This window comes from Spongiactinospora gelatinilytica (assembly GCF_003236385.1).
Taxonomy (GTDB): Bacteria; Actinomycetota; Actinomycetes; order Streptosporangiales; family Streptosporangiaceae; genus Spongiactinospora; species Spongiactinospora gelatinilytica.
In genome coordinates this window covers 1-5,265 of the sequence record NZ_POUA01000456.1, presented here as the reverse complement: position 1 = coordinate 5,265, position 5,265 = coordinate 1, and the positions used below count along the sequence as shown (strand labels likewise).

Here is a 5,265-nt window from a genome sequence, read left to right as displayed (position 1 = left end):
GCGGGGAAGACATGGCGGGCGTCGATCGTGCGGCCGGTGATCGAGGAGACCGGGGCGCGCAGAAAAGGCCGGAAACGGCCGGGCCGGAACGCCACGCCGAACACCTGCCCCCTGCCGTGCAGCACCTTGATCTGGTGGCCGGGAACGACGCCCTGCACCCGCGCGACCACGTCGCGGAAGGTCAGGTGGACGTTCGGGTACGGCACGATGAGCTGCCGGTACGGCTCCTCGTACGCCCAGGACACCGCCCAGTACCGGGCGACGTACTCCGCCAGGTCCGCCGACGGGCTCGGATAGGCGTGGCTCTGGAACCGCCGCCACGCACCGCCCACCTCACGTACGTCCCTGGTCATACCGCACAGATTATGTCGCGTTTGTTCAATACCTCCCCAGGTGGCGGCCCCTAGCCTGGACCCCATGTCTGACGCACGACCGGTCACAGCAGCGGGCCGTACCCTGATCGACATCATCCGCGACCTCAAGCCCGACCACCTCACCGCGCCCACCCCGTGCGCCGACTTCGACGTACGCGCGCTGGTCCACCACCTGCTCTTCTGGGGGCCCTCGCTGGAGGGGGCCGCGCGCAAGAAGGCCGCGCCGCCGCCCGCCGCGACCGAGGGCGAACTCGACCTGACCGGCGGCGACTGGGCCGCCGATCTCGTGGCCCAGGTCGGCCGTACGGCCACGGCCTGGGACGACCCCGCCGCCTGGACGGGCACGACCCATATGGGCGGCCCCACCGAGCTGCCCGCCGCGCTGGTCGGCGGCATGGTCGTGGTGGAGTTCCTGGTGCACGGCTGGGACCTGGCGCGGGCCGCCGGCAGGCCGGTCACCTTGGACGCCGCGCTGCTGGCCTACGCGCACGAGGAGGTCGCCAAGACCGCCGCCATGGGCAGGGAGATGGGCGTCTACGGCCCCGAGGTCCCGGTGCCGGACGGATCGCCGCCGCTCGACCGGGTGCTCGGGCTGACCGGGCGCGACCCCTCCTGGACGCCGTGACGCTTCCTGGTTATGCCCTCTGACGTGGGGGAATGGGGTGCGCTATGGAGGAGTGGCCGAGTCTGCGGGTCGAGGAGTGGAGCCCCACGCGCGACACGCTGCACATGTGGGCCCAGGTCGTCGGCAAGGTCCGCCTGGCCCAGGCGCCGATGGTGAACCACTGGTGGCAGGTCCCGCTGTACGTCAGCGCCCGGGGCCTGACCACCTCCGCCATCCCGTACGGCACGCGCGTCTTCGACATCGAGTTCGACCTGTGCGATCACCTGCTGCGCATCCGGGCGGGCGACGGGCGGGCCCGTGACATCGGCCTTGAGGCGATGCCCGTGGCCGTGTTCTACACCGAGACCATGAACGCGCTGCACGAACTCGGCCTGGACGTGCGGATCATGCCCCGCCCCACCGAGGTCGAGCCCGCCATCCCGTTCGCCGAGGACTACCAGCACTGCTCCTACGACCCCGGCCAGGCGCACCTCTTCTGGCTCCAGCTCGTCCAGGCCCACCGGGTGCTCAGCGAGTTCCGGTCCTACTTCATCGGCAAGGTGAGCCCGGTCCATCTGTTCTGGGGCGCGATGGACCTCGCCTGCACGCGCTTTTCCGGCCGTACCGCGCCCAAGCACCCCGGCGGCGCGCCCAACGTCGGCGACTGGGTGATGGTCGAGGGCTACTCCCACGAGCTCAGCAGTTGCGGCTTCTTCCCCGGCGGCGGCGAGGAGGGCGCGTTCTACTCCTACGCCTACCCGGAGCCGGAGGGCTACGCCGACTTCCCGGTACGCCCGCAGGCCGCCCACTACAGTGCCGACCTGGGCGAGTTCGTACTGCCCTACGAGGCCGCCCGGGGCGAGCGCGACCCCGACAAGGCCGTGCTCGACTTCCTCCAGGACACCTACGCGGCGGCGGCCGACCTCGGCCACTGGGACCGTGAGTCGCTTGAAGATGATCCGAATCGTCGTGCGCATCCGCACTGACTACCGAATAATGGGGAAGCATGTTCAAGAACACCAACGCGTTCAGTGGATTTTCCGTGAACGACATCGAGCAGGCCCGCCGTTTCTACGGCGAGACGCTGGGGCTCGACGTCTCCGAGGAGTACGGCCTGCTCACCCTGCGCCTCGGCTCGGGGGCGAATGTGCTGATCTACCCCAAGCCCGGCCACACCCCGGCGACCTTCACCATCCTCAACTTCCCGGTCGATGACATCGAGGCGGCCATCGACGAGCTGACCGGGCGGGGCGTCACCTTCGAGCGCTATCCGGGCATGGAACAGGACGAACGCGGGGTGATGCGGGCCGGCGGGCCGTACATCGCGTGGTTCAAGGACCCGGCGGGCAACGTGCTGTCGGTGCTCCAGAAGAGGTGACCGGGCCGGTTCAGCGGCCTCCGGCGCGGCGCACGATCGCCGACAGGTGCGGGCGGTGCGCGCCCGGCCAGTAGGCGCGCCCGCACGTCCGGCAGCGGGCGAACGTGTCGTACTCCCGGCGGGTGCCCGGCTCCAGCAGGTGCGCCACGTCCTCCTTGGCGACGGGTTCCAGCAGCCCGTTGCACGCCGTGCAGCGGGTCCAGGGGGCGAGATCCGGGGCGAACCGGTCGAGCACGTCGGCGAGCTGGTCGTCGGGCCGCTCGCCGCGCACGTACGCGCCCGCCCACAGCCTCCTGCGGCGCAGCAGGCCGCGGTCGCGGGTGAGCAGCACCCGCCGCTCGGCGTTGGCCTGCTCGATCAGCTCGTCGTCGTCGCGGTCGTTGTGGTAGGCGGTGTCCACGCCGAGCACCCGCAGCCGCCGCGCGAGCGTGCCCAGGTGTACGTCCAGCAGGAACCCCGCCGACTCCACCCGCTGCGGCCTGCGCACCGGCCCCACCTCGATGGTCTCGCCGCCGCCCGGCCGGTAGGACGGCGGTTCGTCCCGCCCGTCCACCCGCATCGAACCCACCTCGGGCAGTGGCACCCCCGCCGCCTCCACCAGGTGCCCGAGCGTGGAGGTGCCGTCGGCGGGCACGCTGACCTCTCGGCCACGCCGCCCGGTGGCCAGGAACACCCGCAGTTCTTCGTCGAAGCGCAACGACACCATCTACCCAGCATCGCCCAAACCCCCGGGAACCGCCGCGAACCTCCCAGTGTTACACCGAAGGTGATGCGCATTTCGATTCTGGACCGATCGCTGGTCCGAACGGGGCAGGGGCACGCGGAGGCGCTGCGCGACACCGTGCGGTTCGCCCGCGCCGCCGAACGGCTGGGCTACCACCGCTTTTGGGTGTCGGAGCACCACAGCGTGCCCGGCGCGGCGGGTTCCGCGCCCACCGTGCTGGCCGCCGCGGTCGCCGGGGCGACCTCGCGGATCAGGGTGGGCACCGGCGGCGTGATGCTGCCCAACCACCGCCCGCTGGTGGTCGCCGAGCAGTTCGGGGTGCTGGAGTCGCTCCACCCGGGGCGCATCGACATGGGGCTCGGGCGGTCGGTGGGCTTCACCGAGGGCGTACGGCGGGCGCTCGGCCACGGCAAGGAGGAGACCGGCGACTTCGCCGCCCAGGTGTCGGAGCTGCTCGGCTATTTCGCCGGCGGCGCGCCCCGCCATCCTGGCGTACACGCCTGGCCCGCCGAGGGGCTGCGGGTGCCCGCCTTCATCCTGGCCATGGGCAGCGGTGCGGACGTCGCCGCCGAGCTGGGGCTGCCGCTGGTCATCGGCGGGCGGGAGGAGCGCATGCGGCCAGCGATCGACCGGTACCGCGCCACCGTCGCGGGCCGTCCGTACGTGGTGGTGGCGGCGACCGTCGCGGTGGCCGGTACCGCCGCCGAGGCGCAGGAACTCCTGGTGCCCGAGGCGTGGTCCACCGCCTACTCGCGGACCAGGGGGGAGTTCCCGCCGCTGGCCTCGCCGCGCGACATCCTCGCCAGGGCGATGGACGCCAGGGAGCGCGGCTACTTCGAGGAGGCGCTGGAGGGCCAGGTCCACGGCACCGAGGACGAGGTGGCGGCCGAACTGTCCGGCCTGGTGGCGCGTACCGGCGCCGATGAGGTACTGGTCACCATGAACACCTACGACCACGAGCGGCGGCTCGACTCCTACACCCGCCTGGCCGCCATCGCCCGCGAACTGCCCCTGGCCGCCTGAGGGCTCAGGCCGGCTCCGCGAAGGCGCGGCGCAGCCGGCGCAGGCCCTCGGGGACGCGTTCGGCCGGGATCGCGCCGTAGCCGAGCACCAGGCCGTGTTCGGGCTCCCCGGCGTAGTATCCGGCCAGCGGCTCGACGGCGACGCCGAGCCGCCGCGCCCGCGCACGGACCTCGCCGAGGAAGGCGGGCACGCCGGGATTGAGCCGCGCGCAGACGTGCAGCCCGGCCGTCGAGGGCATCGGGGTCAGCCACTCGGCCAGGTCACCGCGGAGCGCCGCGACGATCAGCTCGTGCCGGGCCGCGTAGGCGCGGGTCGCCCTGCGGATGTGCCGGGGCAGCTCCCCATCGTCGATGAACCGGGCCAGCGCGGCCTGCGCGACGGGGTCGCCGTGCCAGTCGGCCAGCCGTTTGGCGGCCCGCAGGGCGGCGCGCAGCGAGGCGGGCGCGACCAGGAAGCCGAGGCGCAGCATCGGCAGCAGGGTCTTGGAGAAGGTGCCGACGTAGAGGACCCGGCCGGTGCGGTCCAGGCTCTGCAACGGCGCGAGCGGCCGCTCGGAGAAGCGGAACTCGCTGTCGTAGTCGTCCTCCACGATCACCGCGTCGTGCCGGGCGGCCCAGTCCAGCAGCGCGGCCCGCCGTTCCAGGGACATCGGGACACCCAGCGGGAACTGGTGCGACGGCGTGACGTACACCAGCCGTACGCCGGGCGGGAGCGCGGCCACCACCAGGCCCTGCTCGTCCACCGGCACGCCGGTCACCCGCGCGCCCATCGCCGCGAACAGCATCCGCGCCGGGGGATAGCCGGGCTCCTCCACGGCCACCCGGTCGCCGGGGGCGATCAGCACCCGGCCGATGAGGTCGAGTGCCTGTTGCGCGCCCTGGGTGAGCAGCACGTCGTCGGGGCGGGCGCGGACCGACCGGGCGACCCCGACGTAACGGGCGATGGCCCGCCGCAGCCCGGGGTGACCGGCGGCGTCGTGGTAGCCGGCGGTCACCGCCCGGGCGCGCAGCTCGCCCGCGATCAGCCGCCGCCAGGTGGCCAGCGGGAACAGCCCGCCGTCCGGGACGCCGACCCGGAAGTCGTAGGGGGCCTCCTCCGGGTCCTCGGTGACCGGGTCCAGGTCGCGCCACGGTGGGCGGGGACGCACCGCGCCGCCGTACGG

Annotated in this window: 7 protein-coding genes; 4 read left to right on the top strand and 3 right to left on the bottom strand. The window is 73.0% G+C overall.

From position 1 onward, the window contains the following. A partial coding sequence (locus C1I98_RS34595) for a DUF6597 domain-containing transcriptional factor (protein WP_368773556.1) occupies nucleotides 1-353 on the bottom strand: 353 nt, incomplete at its 3' end. Between the two features lie 64 nt (nucleotides 354-417). Here C1I98_RS34595 and C1I98_RS34590 point away from each other — a divergent pair. The 3 genes from C1I98_RS34590 to C1I98_RS34580 are packed head-to-tail and all read left to right on the top strand — an operon-like array spanning nucleotide 418 to nucleotide 2,356. After that, a complete protein-coding gene (locus C1I98_RS34590; RefSeq protein ID WP_111171533.1) occupies nucleotides 418-999 on the top strand; it encodes a TIGR03086 family metal-binding protein in 582 nt (193 codons plus the stop codon). Between the two features lie 44 nt (nucleotides 1,000-1,043). After that, nucleotides 1,044-1,964 carry a DUF5996 family protein gene (locus C1I98_RS34585; RefSeq protein ID WP_233508432.1) on the top strand — a complete coding sequence of 307 codons (921 nt, stop codon included), beginning with the start codon at nucleotides 1,044-1,046 and terminating at the stop codon, nucleotides 1,962-1,964. A gap of 20 nt (nucleotides 1,965-1,984) precedes the next feature. Beyond that, nucleotides 1,985-2,356 (top strand): VOC family protein, encoded by a 372-nt coding sequence (locus tag C1I98_RS34580; RefSeq protein WP_111171531.1) that lies wholly within the window; start codon nucleotides 1,985-1,987, stop codon nucleotides 2,354-2,356. A 10-nt stretch (nucleotides 2,357-2,366) separates the two neighbouring features. Here the strand turns inward: C1I98_RS34580 and C1I98_RS34575 are convergent, their stop codons facing one another. Further along, nucleotides 2,367-3,062 (bottom strand): Mut7-C RNAse domain-containing protein, encoded by a 696-nt coding sequence (locus C1I98_RS34575; RefSeq protein WP_111171530.1) that lies wholly within the window; start codon nucleotides 3,060-3,062, stop codon nucleotides 2,367-2,369. Between the two features lie 63 nt (nucleotides 3,063-3,125). Between C1I98_RS34575 and C1I98_RS34570 the strand changes: the two genes are divergently transcribed. Beyond that, nucleotides 3,126-4,103, top strand: a complete 978-nt coding sequence (locus C1I98_RS34570; RefSeq protein WP_111171529.1) for an MsnO8 family LLM class oxidoreductase — start codon at nucleotides 3,126-3,128, stop codon at nucleotides 4,101-4,103. 4 nt (nucleotides 4,104-4,107) lie between these two features. Here C1I98_RS34570 and pdxR read toward each other — a convergent pair. Continuing rightward, on the bottom strand, nucleotides 4,108-5,265 hold a 1,158-nt coding region (pdxR, locus tag C1I98_RS34565; protein ID WP_111171528.1), incomplete at its 5' end, for a MocR-like pyridoxine biosynthesis transcription factor PdxR.